The sequence below is a fragment of the Italian clover phyllody phytoplasma str. MA1 genome, from assembly GCF_000300695.1.
Taxonomy (GTDB): domain Bacteria; phylum Bacillota_I; class Bacilli_A; order Acholeplasmatales; family Acholeplasmataceae; genus Phytoplasma.
In genome coordinates this window covers 1-808 of the sequence record NZ_AKIM01000126.1, presented here as the reverse complement: position 1 = coordinate 808, position 808 = coordinate 1, and the positions used below count along the sequence as shown (strand labels likewise).

1 protein-coding gene is annotated in these 808 nt (G+C 20.5%); it reads right to left on the bottom strand.

Annotation, left to right across the window (positions count from 1 at the left end; genetic code table 11):
- The coding region (locus RI01_RS03310; protein WP_017193174.1) for an SVM family protein at positions 1–672 on the bottom strand (672 nt) is incomplete at its 3' end.
- Between the last annotated feature and the right edge of the window lie 136 nt (positions 673–808).

Genomic DNA, 808 nt, shown 5'->3' with positions numbered 1-808 from the left:
ATTAATATTTTGGTTTTTTTTGTTAATTTCTTCTAAATTGTTTATATAATTTTCTAGATTTAGAATAATTTTTTTTGTATTAAGATAAATATTTGTTTGGTTATCTATTTCTTTTTCTAATTGTAATTTTATTTCTTTAAATAAATTTAATTCAATATTTAATTTTTCTATTTCAATATTTTTCAATTTTATTTTTAATTGGTAAAATATTTCTTTATTTATAATATCTTTTTGAGTTTTAATTTGTGGATATAATGTTTTTGTTAACCAAAAAATATACATATTTTTTGCTCCATTGCCCATTTCATTTAGATCTTCTAAAGAATAAAATTCATCTTCATTAGATCTAATTCCGCTATCAAAAAAAACAAATAATAAATTATTAGGAGGTTCTTTGATACGCCAGCAAAGATCATTTTTATTATTGGTGGAGCTATTATAACAAGGATAATCTAAAGTTAAATAACTAAATATTTGATCAATATTTTTATTTATAACATGAGACACAATATCTTCTTTTTTTTGAATCCAAATATTATGAATCTTCATATTTAGATTGCATATTTTTTTATTTTCTATTGCCATCACTGAATGATGATTAACCAAAAACAACAATCCTAAGCTAATAAAGAATAAATTTATTCTACTAAATTGATTTTTTAAATTTAACATTAATTAAAATCTCCTTTAATTTTTATTTTTACCAACCATTAGGATGGTTTTTGTTCATTTCTGCTTCTTCAACTTTATCATTGTTATGTTTATCTTTAAAAATGGATAAAGTTTTGCGGACAGGGTTGAAGTGGAG